This is a genomic window from Stenotrophomonas sp. 01N47 (assembly GCF_056399165.1).
In genome coordinates this window covers 699,713-721,079 of the sequence record NZ_JBFTQU010000005.1, presented here as the reverse complement: position 1 = coordinate 721,079, position 21,367 = coordinate 699,713, and the positions used below count along the sequence as shown (strand labels likewise).

18 protein-coding genes are annotated in these 21,367 nt (G+C 66.9%); 11 read left to right on the top strand and 7 right to left on the bottom strand.

Annotation, left to right across the window (positions count from 1 at the left end):
- The first annotated feature begins 63 nt into the window (after positions 1-63).
- From AC1DKR_RS13165 to AC1DKR_RS13145, 5 genes are all read left to right on the top strand, one after another.
- Positions 64-2,487: a putative bifunctional diguanylate cyclase/phosphodiesterase gene (locus tag AC1DKR_RS13165; RefSeq protein ID WP_478033219.1), complete on the top strand. Its 2,424-nt coding sequence runs from the start codon at positions 64-66 to the stop codon at positions 2,485-2,487.
- A 721-nt stretch (positions 2,488-3,208) separates the two neighbouring features.
- Positions 3,209-4,873, top strand: coding sequence for a sensor domain-containing diguanylate cyclase (locus tag AC1DKR_RS13160; protein WP_478033218.1), 1,665 nt, complete (start codon positions 3,209-3,211; stop codon positions 4,871-4,873).
- 34 nt (positions 4,874-4,907) lie between these two features.
- Positions 4,908-5,630, top strand: coding sequence for a pseudouridine synthase (locus AC1DKR_RS13155; protein WP_223494621.1), 723 nt, complete (start codon positions 4,908-4,910; stop codon positions 5,628-5,630).
- A gap of 138 nt (positions 5,631-5,768) precedes the next feature.
- A complete protein-coding gene (locus AC1DKR_RS13150) occupies positions 5,769-6,839 on the top strand; it encodes a GGDEF domain-containing protein (RefSeq protein ID WP_059063565.1) in 1,071 nt (356 codons plus the stop codon).
- A 120-nt stretch (positions 6,840-6,959) separates the two neighbouring features.
- On the top strand, positions 6,960-8,120 hold the full coding sequence (locus AC1DKR_RS13145) for an AAA family ATPase (protein WP_134832215.1): 1,161 nt from the start codon (positions 6,960-6,962) through the stop codon (positions 8,118-8,120).
- A 39-nt stretch (positions 8,121-8,159) separates the two neighbouring features.
- Here AC1DKR_RS13145 and AC1DKR_RS13140 read toward each other — a convergent pair whose 3' ends face one another.
- Positions 8,160-9,107: a DMT family transporter gene (locus AC1DKR_RS13140; protein ID WP_059063568.1), complete on the bottom strand. Its 948-nt coding sequence runs from the start codon at positions 9,105-9,107 to the stop codon at positions 8,160-8,162.
- Positions 9,108-9,184: 77 nt separating this feature from the next.
- On the opposite strand from AC1DKR_RS13140, the gene AC1DKR_RS13135 reads away from it, so the two are divergent.
- On the top strand, positions 9,185-9,802 hold the full coding sequence (locus AC1DKR_RS13135; RefSeq protein WP_336026108.1) for a Pr6Pr family membrane protein: 618 nt from the start codon (positions 9,185-9,187) through the stop codon (positions 9,800-9,802).
- Here the strand turns inward: AC1DKR_RS13135 and AC1DKR_RS13130 are convergent.
- Entirely contained in the window at positions 9,723-10,601 is an 879-nt protein-coding gene (locus AC1DKR_RS13130; RefSeq protein WP_478033217.1) for a DUF72 domain-containing protein, read from the bottom strand. The genes AC1DKR_RS13135 and AC1DKR_RS13130 overlap by 80 nt on opposite strands.
- Positions 10,598-11,041 carry a VOC family protein gene (locus AC1DKR_RS13125; RefSeq protein WP_033830702.1) on the bottom strand — a complete coding sequence of 148 codons (444 nt, stop codon included), beginning with the start codon at positions 11,039-11,041 and terminating at the stop codon, positions 10,598-10,600. Before AC1DKR_RS13125 ends, AC1DKR_RS13130 begins: the two co-directional genes overlap by 4 nt.
- 110 nt (positions 11,042-11,151) lie before the next feature.
- On the opposite strand from AC1DKR_RS13125, the gene AC1DKR_RS13120 reads away from it, so the two are divergent.
- Together AC1DKR_RS13120 and smrA are read left to right on the top strand one after the other, a co-directional pair.
- Positions 11,152-12,711 carry a serine hydrolase gene (locus AC1DKR_RS13120; RefSeq protein WP_033830703.1) on the top strand — a complete coding sequence of 520 codons (1,560 nt, stop codon included), beginning with the start codon at positions 11,152-11,154 and terminating at the stop codon, positions 12,709-12,711.
- Positions 12,712-12,903: 192 nt separating this feature from the next.
- Entirely contained in the window at positions 12,904-14,736 is a 1,833-nt protein-coding gene (gene smrA, locus AC1DKR_RS13115; RefSeq protein ID WP_025877703.1) for a multidrug efflux ABC transporter SmrA, read from the top strand.
- 121 nt (positions 14,737-14,857) lie between these two features.
- Here smrA and AC1DKR_RS13110 read toward each other — a convergent pair whose 3' ends face one another.
- Positions 14,858-16,666, bottom strand: a complete 1,809-nt coding sequence (locus AC1DKR_RS13110; RefSeq protein ID WP_478033216.1) for a DUF885 domain-containing protein — start codon at positions 16,664-16,666, stop codon at positions 14,858-14,860.
- A 112-nt stretch (positions 16,667-16,778) separates the two neighbouring features.
- On the opposite strand from AC1DKR_RS13110, the gene AC1DKR_RS13105 reads away from it, so the two are divergent.
- Together AC1DKR_RS13105 and AC1DKR_RS13100 are read left to right on the top strand one after the other, a co-directional pair.
- Entirely contained in the window at positions 16,779-17,135 is a 357-nt protein-coding gene (locus AC1DKR_RS13105) for a GFA family protein (protein ID WP_025877700.1), read from the top strand.
- A complete protein-coding gene (locus tag AC1DKR_RS13100; protein WP_478033215.1) occupies positions 17,132-17,944 on the top strand; it encodes a DUF4349 domain-containing protein in 813 nt (270 codons plus the stop codon). Before AC1DKR_RS13105 ends, AC1DKR_RS13100 begins: the two co-directional genes overlap by 4 nt.
- A 41-nt stretch (positions 17,945-17,985) precedes the next feature.
- On the opposite strand, the gene AC1DKR_RS13095 is transcribed toward AC1DKR_RS13100, so the two are convergent.
- A complete protein-coding gene (locus tag AC1DKR_RS13095) occupies positions 17,986-18,279 on the bottom strand; it encodes a hypothetical protein (protein WP_025877698.1) in 294 nt (97 codons plus the stop codon).
- Between the two features lie 69 nt (positions 18,280-18,348).
- Positions 18,349-19,293, bottom strand: coding sequence for a LysR substrate-binding domain-containing protein (locus AC1DKR_RS13090; RefSeq protein ID WP_117309888.1), 945 nt, complete (start codon positions 19,291-19,293; stop codon positions 18,349-18,351).
- A 116-nt stretch (positions 19,294-19,409) separates the two neighbouring features.
- Here AC1DKR_RS13090 and AC1DKR_RS13085 point away from each other — a divergent pair, with 116 nt between their 5' ends.
- Positions 19,410-20,282 carry a DMT family transporter gene (locus AC1DKR_RS13085; protein WP_025877696.1) on the top strand — a complete coding sequence of 291 codons (873 nt, stop codon included), beginning with the start codon at positions 19,410-19,412 and terminating at the stop codon, positions 20,280-20,282.
- Between the two features lie 112 nt (positions 20,283-20,394).
- Here AC1DKR_RS13085 and AC1DKR_RS13080 read toward each other — a convergent pair whose 3' ends face one another.
- Positions 20,395-21,297 carry a peptidylprolyl isomerase gene (locus AC1DKR_RS13080; protein WP_478033214.1) on the bottom strand — a complete coding sequence of 301 codons (903 nt, stop codon included), beginning with the start codon at positions 21,295-21,297 and terminating at the stop codon, positions 20,395-20,397.
- Positions 21,298-21,367 lie beyond the last annotated feature (70 nt).

Below are 21,367 nucleotides of genomic sequence, written 5' to 3'. Positions count from 1 at the left end.
CCGGTTCTAGGCTGGCGCAGTTCCGTAGGAGATTGTCACCGCAGCACATTCGGGGGATCCAGGATGGGTAGAAGTGGCATGGACCAACAGCGTCGACGGGTACCGATGACCCGCGGGCTGGGACTGCGATTTGCGCTGTTGACGGGCATGGCGATCGGCTTGGTCGCGCTGTCGGCTGTGATCCAGGAGCTGCAGGCGGCATCGACCGCATGGATCGCAGGGCAGGGCTACTGGTCGCGGGGGCAGCAGGACGCCACCGCAGCGCTCAGCCGTTACCTGGCGCGTGGCCATCTGCAGGATCTGCAGGATGCCCAACGGGCACTGCAGGTTCCGTTGGGTGACCTGCAGGCCCGCAAGGCGCTGGAGCAACCCGAACCGGACGAGGCGACAGCCCGCGCCGGTTTTCTGCGTGGGGGCAATGCCCGCGCCGACATTCCGCGGCTGATCTTCTCGTTCCGCCATGCGCGCAACGTCGGAGCCTTCCGCGAAGCCACCTGGTTGTGGCGGCAGACCGACGCAAACCTGCTGGCCATGCAGTCGCTGGCGGAGGAACTGCAGCGGCGCCATGGCTCGGGACCGCTGGACGAGGCGACCGTGGATGACTACCTGCATCGGCTGCGTGGCATCGACCACCAGCTGCGCGGGCAGGCGCAGGCGTTCTCGCAGGCACTGCTGCGCATGGCCCGCGCGGTGCGCATCGCGACCCTGGCCGTGGGCGGCCTGTCGGTCCTGCTGATCAGCCTGATGGCGGTGGCCCTGGCGCGCCGGGTCGGCAAGGACCTGACCGAGCATGAGAGCCGCTTCCGGGCTGCCTTCTACCAAGCCAACGTCGGCATGCTCAAGCTGGATGCCGGCGGCCGGGTGGTGGAGGCCAACCAGGCGATGGCCGACATTCTCGACCATCGTCGGGACGTGCTGCTGCAGATGTCGCTGGCCGAGCTGCTGATGGAGGGCGAGCTGGTGATCGATGAAAGTGGCCGAATCGACTGGGAACGTCAGCTGCGACCGGGCGAACTGCGTTTCCGGCGTCGTGATGGCAGCCTGGTGTGGGGACGCTGGAGTGGCACCGGCGTGCGCACCGCCAGCGGTGGCCTGTCGGTGTTCGCCATCGTCGAGGATGTCAGCCAGAACCATGCGTTGGCACGCGAGATCGAACACCACGCCAGCCATGACCCCCTGACCGGCCTGATCAATCGCCGCGAGATCGAGCGCCTGCTGGAAAAATCCCTGCTGCAGGTCCGCTCCGACGGTGGAACCCATGCACTGGGCTACATCAACCTGGACCACTTCAAGCTGGTCAACGACAGCTTCGGCCACGCGGCCGGCGACCAGATGCTGCGCAGTTTCGCCGAGTACCTGGTCGGTGCGGTGCGCGATGGCGACTGGGTCGGCCGCCTGGGGGCGGACGAGTTCGCGGTGTTCCTTGCCCGCGCCAACCAGGATGAAGCCAAGCGCGTGTTGCAGCGGCTGATCCGCAACCTGGGCCAGGCTACCTTCCCGGTCAGCGAGGGCAGCCCGCAGTTGAGCTGCAGCGTGGGCGTGGTCGAAGTGACGGCCGAGGCGCTGGACGTGAACTGGTTGATGAGCGCGGCCGACAGCGCGTGTTATGCGGCCAAGCAGGCCGGTCGCAACCGCGTGCATTGCTTCAACGAAAACCGCCTGGCCCTGGAGGAGCGACGGCTGGAGGCCGAACGCCTGCAGGGCGTCAGTCGCGCCATGGCCGAGAACCGGATGCTGTTGTATGCGCAGCGCATCGCCAAAGTGGGTGATCCGTCCTACCTGCACTACGAGGTGCTGGTACGCATGCGTGACAGTGACGGCGTGCTGCACCTGCCGGGCCAGTTCATGCCCGCGGTGGAGCGCTATGGCATGGCGGTGGTGTTGGACCGGCACGTGCTCGGGTTGCTGTTCCGCCACCTGCAGGTGTGCCCGGCGCACGTACGCCAACTGGGCCTGTGCAACGTCAATGTGTCGGCCCAGTCGATCGCCGAGCCGGGATTCCTGGCCTTCGTCTGCGACCTGCTGGAGCGCAACCGCGCACTGGCGTCCAAGCTCTGTTTCGAGATCACCGAAACCGCGGCCATCGGCAACCTGAGCCAGGCGCGTGCCTTCATCGACGCGGTCAAGGCGCGCGGCTGCCGGGTGGCGCTGGATGATTTCGGCTCGGGCCTGTCCTCGTTCGGCTATCTGCGGCAGCTGTCGGCGGACATGCTGAAGATCGACGGGGCATTCGTGCGCGACATGGACACCGATCCGGTCAGCCGTGCCAGCGTGCGTGCGATCAGCGAGCTGGGCCGCGAACTGCAGATGGAGGTGGTGGCCGAGTGGGTGGAGACCATTGAAGTGGCCGAGGCGCTGGCCGGGATGGGCGTGCAGGGCCTGCAGGGCTATGCCATTGAACGGCCGCAGCCATTGGAGCGGTTGACCCTGGCCGACCTGCGGCCGATGCGGTTGGTCGGCACGCAGGGGCCATCGGCTGCCGGCTGAAGGTGCTGCGGCCGGGCTGCGCCCGGCACCCGCGGTAGTGCCGGCCGCTGGCCGGCAACCTCAACAGCAACAGCAACAGCAACAGCTGCATTCCGTGGGATGGCGGGGTGGGTCCGGTTGCGGGGGACGCCGCAAGTACGTCCCTGTAGGCTCGGTCGCGCCATCCATGGCGCTCACGCCCCCGCAACCGGACCCACCCCGCCTTCGACAGATTCCGGCTGCTGTTGGTGGGTGTCGACCTTGGTCGACACGTAGATCCACGCCATGCGTGGATGACATCCAATCCATTCACTGATTTCGAAACGGTATGAACATCCATCCACGCACGGCGTGGATCTACCAGATGGCGGGACACTGTCAGGGGTGGGGCGGTACGGGCAGGCAGGACCGTTGGCGCCATGGGCCCGAGGCATGCCCTCGGGCGGGTTGGGCAGGACGCCCAACCCCGGTCTTGCCGTGTGCGCAGGACGGCGCACACGAGCAAGGCGCCATCGAGCCCCCATGGATGGGTTTACGGCGTGTCCTGCTTGCCCATACCGCCCCGCCCACCTCGGTAGCCGCTTTCGCTGTTGCTTCGGCTCCGGCCTCTGCGGGTGCCGGGCGGCAGCCCGGCCAATACCCCCGCCACTTTGGTCTACACATCGGTGGTGCATTCCGCTGCGATAATGCCGCCAGGGGCGACGCGCAGTGGGCGCGGACGTAAGCAGGAACAGGACGTGGCGTGGGCGGCAGGCAGGTGCGTTTGGAAACAGGGGCGGTGCTTGTCCTGCTGCTGGTGTGGTTGGCGTTGCCGTGGCTGGGCCATGCGCGCAGCGTCGACGCCGGCCGCGATTACCTTCTGGTCGGCACCGCGACAGCCGAACCTACGCCCCATCGCGCGTGTACGCCGGAGATGCTGGCCGGGCCGCGCCAGCAGACACGGGTAAATGCACCGCCAGAAGGCTGGTCCGGCGAGCCGCAGGCGCTGGATGTCTTCAACATCTTTGCCGGCGAAGTGCGGCTGCAGCACGGTGATCGCGAGATCTGCGGCAACATGCAGGATGCGCGCACCCGCGATTCGCGCTTTCGTGCGGGCATCGGCATGGTGGCGGTACCCGCTGCCGGCAGCCACGAGCCCTTCCTGGTTTCCTGGCAGACGCCGCTGAAGGCGCGCTGGGTTCCGACATTGCAGCTGGGTGCGCCCAGCCCGGTGCAGCAGAACGACACTGCCCGGCTGCTGGTGCGCGCCGCATGCATCGCCGTGGCAATCGCGCTGGCGCTGTCGGCACTGATGGCCTATCTGACCACCCGCGACCGCAGCTTCCTGATGTATATCGGTGCCACCCTGGTGCTGGTGCTGTGGCAGTCGATCCTTGGCGGTCTCAGCGGCTATCCCGAGCCCTGGCTGCGGGTCGGCGGGCGCGGTGACTGGTGGCTGCTGGCGCTGACTGCGGCGACCCAGGCACTGGTGTTGCCGGCGCTGTGGCGCCTGAACGGCGGTGACCGCGTGCTGCCACGTTCGCGCGTGGGTCAGCAGCTGGTGTTGTGGTCCCTGCTCACGCTGGCGGCACTGGTGCCGTGGTTGCAGCGCGATGGACTGGTTGTGGTCGCACAGGTCCTGCAGTGGAGCTTCATTGTCGGCTGCGCACTGTCGTTGGCGATGGGCATCTGGGCCCGGTTGCGCGGCGATGTCTGGTCGCTGGCCGGGCTGGCCGCACTGGCGCCGATGCTGGTGCTGATCGTGGCCGACGCCGCCAGCGCGCCCTGGTTGATGGAATACCGGGTGGAGGCCCTGCAGCTGGCAGTCACCTGGCTGCTGATGATGGCGGCCTACGCGCTCAACCTGCGCTTGGGCCGGCTGCGCCAGCAGCGCGATGAAATGCGCCAGCTCGCCGAGACCGACATGCTGACCGGCCTGCCCAACCGCCGTGCCGGCCTGCACCAACTGGCCCAGCATCTGCAGGGCGGCGAGCGCGAAAGGGGGCCGCTGGTGATCGGCTTCCTCGATATCGATCTGTTCAAGGACATCAATGATCGCCATGGCCATGAGGTCGGCGACCAGGTGCTGGTGGCCGTGGCCCGCGCGCTGCGCGCCGCTGTCCGCAGCGAGGATCAGGTAGTGCGGATGGGCGGCGAGGAGTTCCTGCTGCTGTTGCCGGGAATGCCACGTGAGATCGCTGCCGCGCGCCTGGAACGCCTGCGCCAGCGCATCACCGAGACCTGCCGGGACCTGCAGGTGCCCGGCCTGGAGGTGACCGCAAGCATCGGTCTGGCACAGTGGCGGCCAGCCGAAGATGACCTGGCTGCGCTGCTGCGACGGGCCGACCACGCCATGTACGTGGCCAAGCGCAGTGGCCGCAACCGGGTGTTCGATGGCGAAACCGAAGAACCGTTGACCACGGCATGAGGCGGGAAGGGCGGCGATGCCTGATAATGGGGCGATGACCAGCCGACTCAACAAATATATCGCCGACACCGGCTTCTGCTCCCGTCGTGAGGCCGATCGCCTGATCGCCGCCCGCCGGGTTACCGTCAATGGCCATGCCGCCGGCACGGGCGCGGTTGTTGGCGAGGATGACAAGGTGCTGGTCGACGGCCAGCCGTTGCGCGTGCGCACTGCCCGCAAGCCGGGCGCCCGCCGCCACGTGTACATCGTGCTGAACAAGCCGGTGGGCGTGACCTGCACCACCGAAAGCACGGTGAAGGGCAACATCGTCGAATTCGTCGGCCATGAACAGCGTATCTTCCCGATCGGCCGCCTGGACAAGGAATCGGAAGGCCTGATCCTGATGACCAGCAACGGCGACATCGTCAACCAGATCCTGCGCGCCGAAAACGGTCACCAGAAGGAATACCTGGTGGCGGTGAACAAACCGGTCACCGACGAATTCCTGCGCGGCATGGCCCGCGGCGTACGCATCCATGACCAGATGACGCTGCCGTGCAAGACCTCGCGGATCGCCAAATTCGGTTTCCGCATCATCCTGCAGCAGGGCCTGAACCGGCAGATCCGGCTGATGGCGGCCGAGTTCGGCTACCGCGTGACCCAGCTGCGCCGCGTGCGTATCGACAACATCAAGATCGGTGCACTGAAGCCGGGCCAGTGGCGCAACCTGACCGAGCAGGAGCTTCACGGCCTGTTGCCGCAGCAGCAGGACTGGTAAGAAACTGCTGGTAGTGCCGGCCGCTGGCCGGCACCCTGGCGCTGTACGATTGCCGGGCAGCGGCCGGCACTACCAGAAAGCAGACTGCGGGCCTGCATCAGCTAGACTTTGCAGCGACCTGCCGGAACGTGACGCTGCATGATCAAGCCCGACAAGCCTGCCAACGAAGCGCTGCGCCTGGAGGCGCTGTACCGCTACCGGATCCTCGATTCCGAGCGCGAACGCTCGTTCGATGACCTGGTGGCCATCGCCAAGGCGGTGTGTGGCACGACCATGGCGGCCGTGACCCTGATCGACGTCGAGCGCCAGTGGTTCAAGTCGATGCAGGGCATCGCCGCGACCGAGAACCTGCGCAGCGAGTCGATGTGCGGCCACGCGATCCTGCAACCGCAGGAAATCATGGTGGTTGAGGATGCATTGCAGGACGTCCGCTTCCACGACAATCCGGTGGTGACCGGCGACCCGCATGTGCGCTTCTATGCCGGTGCGCCGTTGATCAGCAGCGACGGCCTGCCGCTGGGAACCCTGTGCGTGTTCGACGCGCGGCCGCAGCAGCTGGCGACCGACAAGGCCGAAGCGTTGGCCGCGCTGTCGCGGCAGGTGATGGTGGTGATGGAGCTGCGCCGTTTCGCCCTGGATATCCAGCGGCACATGCTCGAGCGCAACGATTACGAACGCCTGCTGTCGGAGTATCACGATGTGCTGCTGGCCCAGAATGCCGACCTGGCCGAACAGAGCCGTACCGACGCCCTGACCGGCCTGCCCAACCGGCGGGCACTGGCAGCGGCGCTGGACGAGGCGGTGATTGCCGTCGATGGCCGCGACCGGCAGACCTGCGTGGCCCTGCTGGACATCGATCATTTCAAGCACATCAATGATTTCCAGGGCCACGCGACCGGCGACCGGGTGCTGGCCGAACTGGGGGCGCTGCTGCGCTCGCACTTCGCCGGTGGGGGTCTGGCCGCGCGCTATGGCGGCGAGGAATTCGTGGCACTGATGCCGGACGCGGACCTGCGTACCGCCGAACTGCAATGCGAGTTCCTGCGGGTGGCCGTGTCCAACCTGCCGCTGGGCTTCCCGGTGACCATCAGCATCGGTGTGGCGCAGCACCAGCCCGGTGAAACGTCTGACCAGACTCTGGCCCGTGCCGATGCCGCGCTGTACCGGGCCAAGGGCGCCGGCCGCAACCGGGTGGAAGTGGCGCCCTGACCGCCCGCGCGGCTGCGGTAGATCCACGCCATGCGTGGATGGCCCGGGCCTTTGCGTGCAGTCGCAGCCATTGCGATACCCGTACGGCACCCTCAACGTCTCACCGCAAGGACGTCGACCATGCTGCAGACCCTGGCCATCGCCAATTACCGATCGCTGCATGCGCTGGTACTGCCGATGCAGCGGCTCAACGTGGTCACCGGCGACAACGGCAGTGGCAAATCCAGCCTGTACCGCGCGCTGCGCCTGCTGGCGGAAACCGCCCAGGGCGGTGTTGCAGCGGTACTGGCGCGGGAGGGTGGATTGGGCTCGGCGCTGTGGGCCGGTCCGGAAAAGATCGACCGCCGCGTGCTGGCCGGTGAGATTCCGTTGCAGGGCGGGCCGCGACAGGAGTCAGTGGGGCTCAAGCTGGGCTTCGCCACGGATGAATTCGGCTACGCCATCGACCTCGGATATCCGCCGCCTAGCCGATCGGCCTTCGCGTTGGACCCGCAGATCAAGGCTGAAGCGATCTGGGCAGGACCGTTCCTGCGCAGCGCCAATCTGCTGGTCGACCGCCGCGGTGCGCTGGTGCGGCAGCGGCACGGGCATGGCTGGGATGTAGTGGATGATCGTCTTTCACTGTTCGACAGCCTGTTCACCCAGGTGGGCGATCCGCAGCGCATGCCGGAAGCCATCACCTTGCGCGAGTACATCCGCCGTTGGCGCTTCTACGACCACTTCCGCAGCGATGCCGATGCACCGGCGCGACAACCGGCAATGGCGACCCGTACCCCGGTGCTGCACCACGACGGCCGCGACCTCGCCGCCGCCTGGGTGACGATCCTGGAAATCGGCGATCCGCAGGCGCTGGCGCGGACGATCGAGGATGCATTCCCGGGGGCGACGGTCAGCTTCGAGGAACTGGATGGCCGACTCGCGCTGCGCTTCCACCAGCCCGGTCTGCTGCGACCACTGTCGATGGCAGAACTGTCCGACGGCACGCTGCGGTTCCTGTTGCTGGCCGCGGCCCTGCACACGCCACGGCCACCGCCGCTGCTGGTGCTTAACGAGCCGGAGACCAGCCTGCATCCGGACCTGCTGCCGGCGTTGGCACGGTTGATCATCGCCGCAAGTGCACGCAGCCAGGTCTGGGTGGTATCGCACGCCACGCGCTTGATTGCCGCGCTGGAACAGGCACCGCAGTGCCATTCAATGCACCTGCACAAGGAACACGGGCGTACGCTGCTGAGCGGGCAGGGCCTGCTGGATGCACCGGCCTGGCATTGGCCGCAGCGCTAAGACGGGTGCCGGGAAGATCCACGCAATGCGCGTACGCACTCAATCGGCGATGTTGCGCGCTTCGGATGTGCCGAGGATTTCCGGATGCTGCACGCGCTTGCGGCGGTTGAGCAGCGGATGCAGGAACACGGCACCGACGATGATCGCCACGCCCAGGTAGAACCACGGGGTGACTTCATGCTGCTCGCGCAGCAGCACCACGGCCAGCAACACGGCGTAGACCGGTTCCAGGTTGGTGACCAGCTGCACGGTGTAGGCGCTGAGGTGGCGCAGCGCGACCAGGGCCAGGGCGAACGGCAGCAGCGTGCAGACACCGGCCAACACCAGCAGCAGGATGCCGTCGTGCAGGTCGGGAACGATCCACAACGGGCTGGCAAGCGCCGGCAGCAGGTACGGCATCAACGGTGCCAGCAGGGTCAGGGTGATGGTGCCGGCGCCCAGCTCCAGCGCGGTCACCGTCAGCGGATCGGCATGGCTGACCATGCGCTTGTTGAGCGAGCCGAACACTGCCACCAGCAGGGCCGAGAGCGCGCCGATCAACACGCCCAGGCGCATGCCGTCGGGCACGCCACCCACCACCAGCGCCACACCGGGCAGCACGGCCAGGCCGAAGGCCAGTTCGCGCAGCTGGAAGGGACGCTTGGCCACCCAGGGCTCGATGATCGAGGTGAACACCGGTGCCAGGGCGATGCAGGTGGCGGCAACCGAGGCATTGGCCAGCTTCACCGCGCCGTAGAAGGTCAGCCAGTGCAGGGCCACCAGCGCGCCGATACCGGCATAGCCGGCCACCAGCCGCAGCGGCAACGTGCGCAACCCGCGCCAGACCCGCGGCAGCAACGCCAGCATCGCCACCACCAGCAGCATCCGCCACCACACCAGCGGCAGCGCCGGCAGGGTGATCAACTTGCCGAGGATGGCGGTGACGCCCCACAGCAGGACACAGAAGTGGATCTGCCAAAGCGCTTTGCGGGTGTCGGGTGTGCTCATCGGCGTATTGTGAGGCAAGCCGCATCGGCGGGCGATGCCTGTGGCATGCTCGCGGCGTTGCCACGAGGGAGCCGTGCATGCCTGCTGCCCGTTTTCTTCTGCTGCGCGGCTGGGCGCTGTTGACCGCGCTGGTCGCGGCAGCATCGCTGCTGCTGCAGTTTGCCCTGCTGATGCGTGGCATCGGCGCCAGCCTGGGACCCGGCGTGGCGAGCCTGCGCTTCTTCAGCTACTTCACCATCCTCAGCAATCTGGCCGTGTGCCTGGGCTGCCTCTGGCTCTGCAGCGGCCGCGCACTGCGACCTACGGTAGCCGCCACCCTGGCACTGTGCATCGGCGTCACCGGCCTGATCTATCTGCTGGCGCTGCAGGGGTTGTGGCAGCCAACTGGCCTGCAATGGTGGGCCGATGTCGGCTTGCACTACGTGGTGCCGCTGCTGTATCTGGCCGGTTGGGCGGGGCTGCTGCCACATGGTGGCCTGCGCTGGCGTGCGTTGGGTGTGGTCCTGCTGGTGCCGCTGGCCTACCTGGGCTGGGCGATGCTCACGGCCTCGTGGCTGGGCAGCGCACCGTATCCGTTCCTGGAAGTACAGCGGATCGGTTCGCGTGCATTCGGCCTCAGCGTGCTGCGCGTCGGCGGGGTGTTCGTGCTGGGCTGGACACTGCTGTGGGCAGTGGATCGCTGGCGCCGTCGATGACCCGCTGCAGTGCCATCGCCGCCGCCGGATTGCGCACCTTGCCGGCACCGATGCACAACAGGTAGACATCGCGCGGCGCGGCAGGGGCCGGTGCGGCCAGGCAGGGCAGGTCGTCCACCGCCTCACCCCGGGCCCAGCACCGCGCGCGCGTGGCCCAGCGCTGCTGCATCGGCTGGGGAAGACCTTCGGCCAGTCTGGCCTGGCTGCGTTTGATCCGTGCATAGACGAAGCTGGCGGTGATGTCGCCATGCAGCGGCGATTCGTCGCTGTCTTCGATCACCAGGGCCACCCCATGCCGGCGCGCCGCTTCCACCAGTTCCGGCCCATGGACGCTGGCGTTGCGCACCTCCAACGCATGCTGCAACCCCTTTCCATCCAGCTGCCTGGGCAGCTGTGCCATGAAGGCATCCAGCGCCGCGGCATCGGCCGGGTGCTGCGGGTCGAACTGCCAGAGCAGCGGGCCCAGCCGGTCGCCCAGCGCGACGGCCGCCTGCAGGAACGCGCTGGCCGCCTCGATCGTGGACGACAGGTCGCGACGCTGCACCAGATGACGCGGGGCCTTCATCGAGAACCGGAAACCTTCCGGCGTCTGCGCTGCCCATTGCGCGCACTGGGCAGCTGTCGGGGTGCGGTAGAAGGTGCCGTTGATCTCGATGCAGCGCAAGGCACGGCTGGCATAGGCCAGCTCTTCGCGCTGGATCAGGCCGGGCGGATAGAAGGCGCCACCACGCCATTGCGGGAACACCCAGCCGCCGATACCGCAGCGCACCGGCGCCGCAGACCCATGCCGTGCCGTCATTGCGTGTGTTCCGCCCGCCACGGATCGTAACTGCCGAACCACCACAGGTAGCCTTCCGGGTCGGCGCAGGCATAGCCACGTCCACCGTAGGCCTGGTCGGCAATGTCGATGACGATGCGCGCACCGGCAGCCTTGGCCCGGGCATAGTGGGCGTCGACATCGGTGACGATCACGCAGGCACTCTGGGTCTGCCGGCCGCCGACTTCATCGGGCATCACCGCCAGCTTGGCCCATTCGCCGCTGTTGCTGGCAGATCCGAGCATGATCATGCCCTGACCGAATACCAGCTGCGCGTGATGCACCGTATCGCCGTCGGCATGCACGGCCTGCGCGTGGAAACCGAACGCGCGCTGCAGCCAGTCGATGGCCGCCAGCGCATCGCGGTAACGCAGGCACGGAATGATGGTGGAGCCGTTGCTGCTCTGGCCGTTCGCACCCATGACACCCCTCCTATGGCACAGGGCAGGCTGCACCCGGGGCCGTTACCATCGCGCGAAACCCTGGTGACGGTCTGCACATGGCCGCTACCCCTGTTCGGAGATGGTGCTGGATGAAAACCTGGATCGGAGGAGCCGTGCTGCTTGCGTGCACGACCATGGCCAATGCGGCGACCCCGCAGCAGCTGCAGGACCTGGATGCGACCGTGGAGCGCGTGCGCGCGCAGTTCGACGTGCCCGGTATCGCCGTGGCCGTGGTCAAGGACGGGCAGGTGGTGCTGGAACGCGGCTGGGGCGTGCGTGAGCTGGGCAAGCCGGCGCCGGTCGAGGCCGATACCCTGTTCGCCATCGCCTCCAACACCAAGGCCTTCACTGCCACCTCGCTGAATCTGCTGGCCGAGGACGGCAAGCTGAAGATGGACGACAAGGTGATCGACCACCTGCCATCGTTCCGCATGTCCGATCCGTTCGTGACCGGGCAGATGACGATCCGAGACCTGCTTTCCCACCGCAGTGGCCTGAGCCTGGGCGCGGGCGACCTGCTGTTCTGGCCGACCACCTCCTACAGCAATGCCGAAGTCGTGCAGCGCCTCGGCCAGGTGCCGCTGAAGGGCGGTTTCCGCGAGCGCTATGCCTACGACAACATCCTGTATGCGGTCGCCCAGCAGGTGATCGAGCACGTTTCAGGCATGAGCTACCAGCAGTTCCTGCAGACACGCATCTTCGACAAGGTCGGCATGGCCGGCACGCGCTACAACGCCGATCACCTCAAGGCCGGTGACAACGCTGCGGTCGGCCACGCCAAGTACGATTTCAAGGACCTGCGCACCGTTGCACCGTTGACCTGGTCGAACAATGCCGGTGCCGGCGGCATCTATTCCAGTGCCCACGACATGGCGCGCTGGATGCAGGTGCAGCTGGCCGAAGGCAAGCTGGCCGACGGCACTGCGCTGTTCACCGCCAAGAGCCAGCAGCAGATGTGGCAGATGATCACGCCGCAGACGATCCCGGCGCCGAGCGTGCCGGAGCTGGCACCGGCGCGGGCCAACTTCGCCGGCTATGGCGAGGGCTGGAGCCTGAGCGACTATCGCGGGCAGAAGCTGGTCTGGCACACCGGTGGCTGGCCGGGCATGGTTTCGCGGCTGACCCTGGTGCCGGGCGAGAAGCTGGGCGTGGTGGTGCTGACCAACCAGGAAGTGGGTGCGGCCTTCAATGCGATCACGCTGAGCGTGCTCGATGCCTACCTTGGCGGTGAAAAGCACGACTGGGTGGATGCCTATGCCAAGGGCGTGGCCAAGGGCCAGGACAAGGCCGACGAAGCGTGGGCCAAGCACCAGGCCGAGCGTGACAAGGGCAGCAGGCCGTCGTTGCCGCTGGCCGGGTATGCGGCCACCTACCGCGACCGCTGGTATGGCGACATGGTGGTGACGGCGGAAGGCAAGGGCCTGCGCCTGCACTTTGCGAAGACCGCACAGCTGAGCGGCCGCCTGGAGCACTGGCAGCACGACACCTTCATCGTGCGCTGGGACGACCGCTCGCTCAATGCCGATGCGTTCGTCAATTTCAGCCTGGACCCGGATGGAAAAGTGCGCGAGGTGCGCATGCAGCCGATCTCGGACCTGACCGATTTCAGCTTCGATTTCCAGGACCTGCTGTTCACGCCGGTGAAATGACGCCGCCGGGCGCGGCGCTACCGTTTGGCCGAGCGGACGGGTAGCGCCGGACCACGTCAGGCGAGCGCGTAGCGCGGTTGCAGGCGATCCGCCGGGCATGGTCCGGCGCTACCCGGAACCGGTGGTGATCGTCGGCCGGCGTACACACGTGGCGTGGGATACTCCGCCGGCTATCGATGGCGAGGGAATGCGATGTTCCGTTGGTTTGAATCCCTGATTCCGGTGTTTCCGCCCATTGACGGGCGCATGCCGCCGCGCACCGTGGTGCCGTTCTACCTGCACTACCTGCGGCCGGTGTGGCCGGTGCTGCTGGCCACTCTGGTCGCAGGCCTGTTGCTGGCGCTGGTGGAAGTGGCGATGTTCGATTTCCTCGGCCGCATCGTCGACATGGTTGCCGAGCAGCCCGGCGCGGACTTCTTCCAGCGCCATGCCGACACTCTCGGCTGGATGCTGTTCATCACCGTCATCGCGCGCCCAATCCTGGTCGGCCTGCACAACCTGCTGGTCAACCAGGCCATCGTGCCGGGCCTGAGCAATCGCTCGCGCTGGCTGATGCACAACTACGTGGTGCGGCAGAGCCTGAGCTTCTTCCAGAACGACTTCGCCGGCAGCATGGCCAACCGGGTGATGCAGACCGGTACCTCGCTGCGCGAGTCGGCGGTGCAGATGGTCGATTCGCTGTGGTACATCGTGGTCTATACCGGCACCGCGCTGTACCTGTTCGCGCAGGCCGACTGGCGGTTGATGGTGCCGCTGATCCTGTGGCTGCTGGCCTACGTGGTGATCATGATCTACTTCGTGCCGCGCGCGAAGGAACGGGCCTGGATCGCCTCGGAGGCGCGCTCCAAGGCGATGGGACGCATCGTTGATGGCTACACCAACATTCCCACGCTGAAGCTGTTCGCCCATGGCGGCCGCGAGCAGGCCTACGTTGCCGATTCGATCCAGGAGCTGGCGGTCAAGCACCGCGCGCAGACCCGGATCACCACCGGCATGGACCTGACCATCGCCATCGTCAATGGTTTCCTCATCGCCGGCACCTGTGGCCTGGCACTGTGGCTGTGGAACGGCGGACACATCACCGTCGGCGCGATCACCCTGGCAACCGGTCTGGTGATCCGCATCCACAACATGTCCGGCTGGATCATGTGGACCATCAACGGCATCTTCGAAGACATCGGTACCGTGCAGGATGGCATCACCACCATCGCCCAGCCGCTGACCGTGCAGGACCGCGAGGATGCGGTGCCGCTGCAGGTGACTCGTGGCGGTGTGCACTTCCAGGATGTCCATTTCCACTACGGCAAGAAGGGCGGCGTGATTGCCGGCCTGGACCTGGTGGTGAAGCCGGGCGAGAAGATCGGCCTGGTCGGCCCCTCCGGTGCCGGCAAGTCGACGCTGGTGAACGTACTGCTGCGGCTGTACGACCTGGAAAGCGGTCGCATCCTGATCGATGATCAGGACATCGCCTACGTCACCCAGGAAAGCCTGCGCCAGCAGATCGGCGTGGTCACCCAGGACACCTCGCTGTTGCACCGTTCGATCCGCGACAACCTGCTGTACGGCCGTCCCGATGCGACCGACGCGCAGCTGCGCGCGGCCGTGGCCAAGGCGCGCGCGGAGGCCTTCATCGACACGCTGGTCGACGGGGAAGGGCGTCGTGGCTACGACGCGCATGTCGGCGAGCGCGGGGTGAAGCTGTCCGGTGGCCAGCGCCAGCGCATCGCCATTGCCCGTGTGCTGCTGAAGGACGCCCCGATCCTGGTGCTGGACGAGGCGACCTCGGCACTGGACTCGGAAGTGGAAGCGGCCATCCAGGACAACCTGGACGAGCTGATGGGCGGAAAGACGGTGATCGCGATCGCCCATCGACTGTCGACCATCGCCCGCATGGACCGGCTGGTGGTGATGGACCAGGGCCGGATCGTCGAGACCGGTAGCCATGCCGAGCTGATCGAGGCCGGTGGACTGTACGCGCGCTTGTGGGCACGGCAGACCGGTGGTTTTGTAGCTGCGGAGCAATGACCAACGCCGCACGGTGGATGCGCAACAGTAGATCCACGCCATGCGTGGATGCTGTGCCACACGGATAAAGAAACGGCCCGGGTTTCCCCGGGCCGTTTTCATTCAACTCACACCCGATCCCTCACTCGATCGGCTGGTCCAGCATCAGCTGGCGTGCGAAGCGCACCGGCGGTGCGCCGTAGGACAGCATCTGGTCGTGGTAGGCCTTCAGGTTGAACTTGTCACCCAGCTTGTCCTGCATCGCCTTGCGGGTGTCGAAGTGTTCCTGCGCACCGACGAAGTAGGTCGGCAGCTGAGCCGAGGTCAGCTGCGCACGCACCCACTTGCCCGAGGCTTCGCTTTCCTGCTGGAAGGCGTCGTGGGTCATCAGGTGCATCGCCTTTTCGCGATCCCAGTTGTCCACGTGCACACCCTGGTCGAGGATCGCGTTGGAAATCGTGCGCAGGTAGAACTTCAGCTGCACCAGGTGGAACAGCGGGTCGTTGTTGAGGTACCCCTGCTCCTGCATCATGCGCTCGGTGTAGACCGCCCAGCCTTCGGCGAACAGGCCCGAGCGCAGCACCGCGCGCAGGGTGGAGGGGAACTTGGCCGAATGCCAGCCTTCCAGGTAGTGGCCCGGGGTGCCCTCGTGGATGCTCAGCAGGTGGATCATGCGCGAGTTGTACTCACGCAGGAACGAATCGACCTGCTTGTCGTTCCAGTCATCCGGAATCGGCGAAACCGCGTAGAAGGTCTTCAGGTTCTTGTCCAGCGGGCCAGGCGAATCGCAGTAGGCCACGGCCACGCCACGCTGGAATTCCGGCATCAGGATGATGTCCACCGGCGCGTCGGGCAGGGTCATCAGGTCGTGCTCGCGGACGAACGCAGTGGACTGCTCCAGTGCGGCCTTGGCGTCGTCGACGACCTTGTCGCGCGCCGGCTTGTCAGCGTAGGCCAGCTCCAGCGCGGCCTCGATCGCCTTCTGCTGCTGTTCGTCGGTCGGCTGCGCCGGCATTTCCGGTGCGCCCGGCTTGTCCTTCAGCACGGTCTGCGCGATGCCGTACATGTCCTCGCGCACGCGCTTGAGTTCGGCGCGTGCACGCTCACCGATCTCCTGCCGCGACAGCGAGGAATTCAGCGCGAACTTGAGCTTCTGGTCGTACTTTTCCGCACCGATGCGGAAGTCACCCTTGGCGTTCGGCACCAGGGTCTTGTCCAGCCAGGTCTGCTGTTCGTCCACGGCCTTCTTCAGGCCGTCGATGGCGGCCTGCAGGCGCTGCTGGTCGGCCTGCGGCAGCTCGCCGATGTGCGGGGTGATGAAGGTATCGACGATGCTGAGGATGCCCTTGTTCTGCTTGGCCACCGTCTCGGCATGGATCTTCGGCACGCGTGCCGGATCCAGGTTTTCGCGGGCCTGGGCGAAGATCGCCGGCAGTTTCTCCATGCGCGCGGTGGCGGCCTTCAGGCGCTCGGGCAACGGCGCGAACTCGCGTGCCATCAGGCCGTAGATCGCGCTGCCGGCAACGCCGTTGTACAGCTGCGGATCCCACTTGCCGGACTGCATGACCTCGGCATTCCAGATTTCCGACTGCAGCTGGTTGCGCAGGATCGCAGCATCCACCTGGTTCTCGCGGCCCAGCTTGGCCACGTCGATCTTGTCCAGCTCGCCCAGCAGGCCCTTGTAGGCGTCCACGGTCTTCTGCTGGCCGGCCGCGCTCAGGTCGTCGATCTCGCTGTCATAGCGGTGGTCGCCGATCTGGGTGGCGCTGACCGGGGACAGCTGCATCCAGGTGTCAAGGGCACGCTTGGACAGGTCGGCGAAGGCGGCATCGACCGCCGCATCACCCGCCTGCTGGCTGGCGGCCGGGGTGGAACCGTTGGTCGGGGCATCGGCCGGCTGGCAACCGGCAAGGGCGGCGACGAGGGCGAGGGCAAGAAGATGCGGGCGCATCGGCATTCCTGTACGGGGTCAATCCCCGAGCATAGGCCCCCAGGGCTGCTTTGTCCCCGTGCCATAGGATTACCATGGGCGCATACAGGGACTCTCCAGCGGAGCGCGGGACATGGAATACCAGGGAAGCTGCCATTGCGGCAGGATCGCATTCACCGTGCAGGCCGACGCCCCCATCAAGGACGTCATCGACTGCAACTGCTCGATGTGCCGCCGCCGCGGCAGCCTGCTCTGGTTCGCCCCGCGCGAGGCGTTCCAGCTGGGCACCGATATCGCCGACGTGGCGACCTACCAGTTCAACACCCATAACATCGATCACCATCACTGCCGCGAGTGCGGCACCGCGCCGTACAGCGAGGCGGTGGATCCGCGCAGCGGCCTGCCGATGGTGGCGATCAACGTGCGCTGCCTGCCGCAGGTCGAGCTGGGTGGGTTGTCGATCACCGCGTTCGACGGAGCCTCGCGATGACGGCGCGGCGCGCGTGGACGCGCGCGATGATCGTGCCGGCATTGCTGCTGGCGCTGGCTGCCTGCGCAAAGCAGGGTGAGAGGGCCGCCGATGCCGGTGGTGCCGCCGAAGCGGGCGTAGCCTCGCCTGAAGGCGCGTTCCTGGCCTATGAGCACGATGTGCAGGTGCAGCTGGAAGCAGCGCAGATCGCCCCGCGCATCCAGCAGGTCGCGCAGGCGTGCCAGAACGCGAAGTTCGGTGAGTGCGCGGTGCTGCAGGTGGATCAGCGCAGTGGCGAACAGCCCAGTGGCGAGGTCAAGGTACGCATCGCGCCGAAGGGCGTGGAGTCACTGATCGGCCTGGCCGGCGAGGGTGGCACGCTGCAGGCGCGCAACACGCGTGCCGAGGACCTGGCCCAGCAGGTGGCCGACACCGCGCTGACCAAGGCACGGCTGGAGAAGGAGCACGCGCGGTTGCTGTCCTACCAGGACCGTAGCGATCTGAAGATCGAGGATCTGATGGCGATCACCACGCGCCTGTCGGAGATCGAGGCGGGTGTGGAGCAGGCCACCAAGGACGCCGCCCAGCAGCGCAGGCGCATCGATACCCAGTTGGTGACGATGCATTTCGACACCACGTCGGGCCAACGCAGCCGCAGCGAGATCGGCGAAGCCCTGAGCGAGTCGGGCGGCATTCTCAGTACCAGCGTGGCATTCCTGATCCGTGCCGCGGCCGCTTTGCTGCCGGTGGGCGTGGTGGCGCTGGTGATGGCCTGGGTCGTCCGTGCGCTGATCCGTCGCCGCCGCCGCAAGCTGCCGCTCGCAGTCTGACCGGCACAGGAGTGCCGGCCGCTGGCCGGCACTCCCGCATCTCAGCCTTCGTCGGTCTCGTATTCGACGAACACATCCAGTTCCAGCGCCAGTTCCTGCACCGCATCGCGGACCTTCTGCGCGGTGCTTTCGTTGCCCACTTCCACTTCCAGTTCGTGGGTGCCCGGGCCGATGTCGTCGGAAAGGCCGGCCGAGCTGGAATCATCGTCATCCATGTGCGGCATCAGGTCGTCGGTCTCTTCGACGTGTTCGATGCCTTCCAGGCCGAGCAGCAGGTCGCTGATCGCGCGGGCATCGTCTTCGGTTCCGGTAATTCGCAGTCGCAGCAGGGCCATGGCGGAAGCACGTTGTGGGGTTCGCCTGCAGCCTAGCCAGCGCTGGGCAAAGATCGGGTGAGGGCGCAGTCAGCCGGGTGTGGTCGGTCGGCCCAGCAGACTGTCCGGCAACGCCGGCACCGGCGTACGCTCATCCGCTGCCTGGCCCAGCAGCCAGTCAATGAACAGCCGTGCGGCGGGGCTGGGCGGCCGCCCTTCGGCATGCACCACGTAATAGGCATAGCGTGCCTTCAGTGCAGGGCCAGGCAGGCGTACCAGCTCATAGCGCTGCAGGTACGGCTGGGCGACGTGGGTACGCGCCAGCACCGCGCCCATGCCGTACACCGCCGCGCGCATCGCGTCGGTACTGTCGGCAAAGGTGTGCATCGCCGGCAACGGTGACGGCGGACGCACGCCGGCATGGCGGAACCAATCGCGCCAGCCCTGTGGTGACAGATCGCTCAGCAGCGGCAGTTCGGCGATGCGTGCCGGGTCCTGCAGCGCTTCGACTCCCGGCAGCGCCGGGGACGCGACGGGAAACAGGTTGTCGTCCATCAGGTGCTGCGCGTGCAGTCCGGGCCATTGGCCCAGTCCGTAGCGGATGCCGACCTCCGGGCCGTTCTCGTCGTAACGGTCCAGGCCACTGCCAGTGTGCAGCTCGATGCGGATGTGTGGATGGGCCTGGGTGAAACGCGGAAGCCGTGGCAGCAGCCAGCAATATGACAGCGAGCGCAGCGTCGCGATCCGCAGCGGCACGCTGTCTGCGTCCGGCTGCAGATGGTGGGCGACGGCGGCGACATCGGTGAACGCCGCGCTGGCGGCGTCTGCCAACTGTCGGCCTTCGGCGGTCAGGCGTACCCCGCGTGCATGGCGCAGGAACAGGCGGGTGGCAAGCACCTCTTCCAGGCGTCGCACATGGTGACTGACCGCGCTGGCAGTCAGATGCAGTTCCTGCGCGGCCTGGGCGAAGTTCTGATGGCGCGCAGCGACCGCGAAAACGGCCAGGGCGGGAAGCAGGGAAGGGCGTAGCAGCATGTCCAGCCTCAAACCATATTTGTGGCTGGCAGCGATACTACGCGCTTGTGCAGCGGGCGTCTGCGGCTGATCCTGTGTGACCGGAACAGCGCCACGATGACGAACGGACACAGCACATGAATGCGATACCCCAAGCGACCGAGCGTGATTGGCGCACACCGCTGGAATTGACCCTGCTCGGCGCGATCTGGGGCTGCTCGTTCCTGTTCATGCGGGTGGCAGTGCCTTCATTCGGGCCGTTCGCCCTGGTCGAGGTACGGCTGGTACTGGGCGCACTGGTGTTGCTGCCGTTCCTGTGGCGCGCACGCGCGCAGTTCCCACCGCGCCGCTGGTTGTGGTTGGCGCCGATCGGCCTGGTCAATTCGGCGTTGCCGTTCGTGCTGTTCGCTTACGCTGCAGAGCGTGCGCCGGCTGCCATCGGTGCGATCTGCAATGCGATGACGGTGCTGTTTGCCGCACTGATCGCCTTCCTGTTCTTCGGCGAGAAGATCGGGGTGCGCCGTGCCGGCGCGCTGCTGGTGGGTTTTGCCGGCGTGGTGGTCCTGGCCACGGCCAAGATCTCGGGGTTGAGCATCGGCACGGCCGTACTGGCCGGTGCCGCCGCCTCGCTGCTGTACGGCTTGGGCGTGAACCTGGTGAAGCGGCACATGACCGGTCTGCCTTCGGCCGCGGCCGCCGCTGCCACGTTGTCGTGCGCCTCATTGTGGTTGTTGCCGATGGCGCTAACTCATCTGCCGCAGGGTCCGATTCCGGGCAAGGCATGGGGCGCGGCGATCGCGCTGGGCGTGGTCTGCACCGGATTCGCCTTCCTGATGTTCTATCGCCTGATCGGCCGCATCGGCCCGTCGCGCGCGTCAACGGTGACCTACCTGGTTCCGCTGTTCGGCGCTGCGTTCGCCTGGTTGTTCCTGGGCGAGCCGGTGACGCTGCAGATGCTGATTGCGGGTGCGTTGATTCTGGGCAGCGTGGCGGTCAGCCAGAAGGGCTGATGAATCCTGCCGCCGAGCATGGCTCGGCTCTACAGTAGATCCACGCCATGCGTGGATGCTTTCCGCTTCGCATTGCCAACCCGCCGCTACGCTCGCCGGGCATGGCCCGGCGCTACCGCACCGGCACCGGGATATTGCACAGGTCGATATGGCCCGCCGGGCGCTTGTAGAAATCATCCACGCGGTTGCGGCGCGCTTCCACCGTATCGGTGAAGGTCTTTGAATCCGTGCGCAGCACCTGGATCGGCGTGCGCTCGGCCGCAGGGACGTCACTGGCGCGGCGGATCGACACTATCGGTGTGCGCAGCTTCGGGTCCGTGTAGAAGCCCATCGGTGCCGGTCCACGCTGGATCGCGCTGAGCAGTTCCATGCCCTTCAGCACGCGGCCGACCAGGGTGATGTTGCGATCCAGCTGGCGCGGCGACTGGCCGGTCACCACGTACAGTTCGGCCCCGATGCTGCTGTCTTCCTCGTTGCTGCGGCCGGCACCGAGCATGCCGTAGCAGTGCGCCAGCCAGGCCTTGCCGGCCTGCGGGTCCTGGCCGACCGGGAAGCCGTCGACGAAGCCGGTCTGTGCTGCCCATCCATCGCGGTCCGGCAGCACGCTCACATTCAGGCCGGCGCTGGCGCGCTCGAACTCGGCCGGCAGCTTGCGCTGCGCGCTGCCGAACGGCTTGGCCTTGGCCGCATCATCGGCGTCGGCATCGCCGAACTGCACCACGAAGTTGTCCTGCGAGCGGTAGATGCTGGTGCCGTCCCAGAAGTGCTCGTGGGCGAAGATCTGGATGTTGGCGACATGGCGTGGGGCGAACTGCGGCGCCAGCTCGATGATCACCCGCCCGGCCGGCAGGTCCATGTACAGCAGGTTGGCCGGGTCCGGCGTGCGCCAGTCGCTGGCCGCGGAGGCATCGAGGATCTGCTGCGGGCTGCGGTAGGGCGTGGCTGCGCTGGCCATTGCAGGCAGCAGGCAGGCCAGGGCGAGGGCGGTCAGGGCAAGGCGTCGACGGTGCGGCATGGGATCCCCGGAACATGAACGAGGCCTCGATTCTGCGCGAGAGTGCGTGCCTGCGCCACGGTCGCGTGCT

What these genes read in the sequence shown, in the direction of transcription:
- AC1DKR_RS13165 (WP_478033219.1), top strand. Translation starts at nt 64, where the DNA reads ATGGGTAGAAGTGGCATGGACCAACAGCGTCGACGGGTACCGATGACC.
- AC1DKR_RS13155 (WP_223494621.1), top strand. Translation starts at nt 4,908, where the DNA reads ATGACCAGCCGACTCAACAAATATATCGCCGACACCGGCTTCTGCTCC.
- AC1DKR_RS13150 (WP_059063565.1), top strand. Translation starts at nt 5,769, where the DNA reads ATGATCAAGCCCGACAAGCCTGCCAACGAAGCGCTGCGCCTGGAGGCG.
- AC1DKR_RS13145 (WP_134832215.1), top strand. Translation starts at nt 6,960, where the DNA reads ATGCTGCAGACCCTGGCCATCGCCAATTACCGATCGCTGCATGCGCTG.
- AC1DKR_RS13140 (WP_059063568.1), bottom strand. Translation starts at nt 9,107, where the DNA reads ATGAGCACACCCGACACCCGCAAAGCGCTTTGGCAGATCCACTTCTGT.
- AC1DKR_RS13135 (WP_336026108.1), top strand. Translation starts at nt 9,185, where the DNA reads ATGCCTGCTGCCCGTTTTCTTCTGCTGCGCGGCTGGGCGCTGTTGACC.
- AC1DKR_RS13130 (WP_478033217.1), bottom strand. Translation starts at nt 10,601, where the DNA reads ATGACGGCACGGCATGGGTCTGCGGCGCCGGTGCGCTGCGGTATCGGC.
- AC1DKR_RS13125 (WP_033830702.1), bottom strand. Translation starts at nt 11,041, where the DNA reads ATGGGTGCGAACGGCCAGAGCAGCAACGGCTCCACCATCATTCCGTGC.
- AC1DKR_RS13120 (WP_033830703.1), top strand. Translation starts at nt 11,152, where the DNA reads ATGAAAACCTGGATCGGAGGAGCCGTGCTGCTTGCGTGCACGACCATG.
- smrA (WP_025877703.1), top strand. Translation starts at nt 12,904, where the DNA reads ATGTTCCGTTGGTTTGAATCCCTGATTCCGGTGTTTCCGCCCATTGAC.
- AC1DKR_RS13110 (WP_478033216.1), bottom strand. Translation starts at nt 16,666, where the DNA reads ATGCGCCCGCATCTTCTTGCCCTCGCCCTCGTCGCCGCCCTTGCCGGT.
- AC1DKR_RS13105 (WP_025877700.1), top strand. Translation starts at nt 16,779, where the DNA reads ATGGAATACCAGGGAAGCTGCCATTGCGGCAGGATCGCATTCACCGTG.
- AC1DKR_RS13100 (WP_478033215.1), top strand. Translation starts at nt 17,132, where the DNA reads ATGACGGCGCGGCGCGCGTGGACGCGCGCGATGATCGTGCCGGCATTG.
- AC1DKR_RS13095 (WP_025877698.1), bottom strand. Translation starts at nt 18,279, where the DNA reads ATGGCCCTGCTGCGACTGCGAATTACCGGAACCGAAGACGATGCCCGC.
- AC1DKR_RS13090 (WP_117309888.1), bottom strand. Translation starts at nt 19,293, where the DNA reads ATGCTGCTACGCCCTTCCCTGCTTCCCGCCCTGGCCGTTTTCGCGGTC.
- AC1DKR_RS13085 (WP_025877696.1), top strand. Translation starts at nt 19,410, where the DNA reads ATGAATGCGATACCCCAAGCGACCGAGCGTGATTGGCGCACACCGCTG.
- AC1DKR_RS13080 (WP_478033214.1), bottom strand. Translation starts at nt 21,297, where the DNA reads ATGCCGCACCGTCGACGCCTTGCCCTGACCGCCCTCGCCCTGGCCTGC.